Origin of the sequence: Oleiagrimonas soli (assembly GCF_000761445.1) — a bacterium.
In the GTDB taxonomy this organism is placed as follows: domain Bacteria; phylum Pseudomonadota; class Gammaproteobacteria; order Xanthomonadales; family Rhodanobacteraceae; genus Oleiagrimonas; species Oleiagrimonas soli.
Window position 1 is genome coordinate 1 of sequence record NZ_JROI01000022.1, and the last position, 652, is coordinate 652.

General features: G+C 65.0%; 1 protein-coding gene. It reads right to left on the reverse strand.

The genetic code is table 11. The annotated features are described in order from the left end of the window. Position 1: 1 nt before the first annotated feature. Positions 2 to 652, reverse strand: a 651-nt coding sequence (locus tag LF63_RS00040; RefSeq protein WP_043098761.1) for an EF-Tu C-terminal domain-related protein, incomplete at its 5' end; no start/stop codon positions are given.

Consider the following 652-nt stretch of genomic DNA (forward strand, 5'->3'; position numbering starts at 1 on the left):
CTTACTCGAAGATCTTGGCGACGACGCCGGCGCCGACGGTGCGACCGCCTTCGCGGATCGCGAAACGCAGACCGTCATCCATCGCGATCGGCGCGATCAGCGTCACCACCATCTTCACGTTGTCGCCAGGCATCACCATCTCGACGCCTTCCGGCAGCTCGCACGCACCCGTCACGTCCGTCGTACGGAAGTAGAACTGCGGGCGGTAGCCCTTGAAGAACGGCGTGTGACGACCACCCTCGTCCTTCGACAGCACGTACACTTCCGCCTCGAACTTCGTGTGCGGCGTGATCGAACCCGGCTTCGCCAGCACCTGACCGCGCTCCACTTCGTCGCGCTTGGTGCCGCGCAGCAGCAGGCCCACGTTGTCGCCCGCCTGGCCCTGATCCAGCAGCTTGCGGAACATTTCAACGCCCGTCACCGTCGTCTTCGTGGTCGGACGGATGCCGACGATCTCGACTTCCTCGCCCACCTTGATGACGCCGCGCTCGATGCGACCCGTAACCACCGTGCCGCGACCGGAGATCGAGAACACGTCCTCGACCGGCATCAGGAACGGCTTGTCGATGTCACGCTCCGGCTCCGGAATCCACGTGTCCAGCGCCTCGACCAGCTTCTCGATCGACGGCACGCCGATGTCGGACGTGTCGCC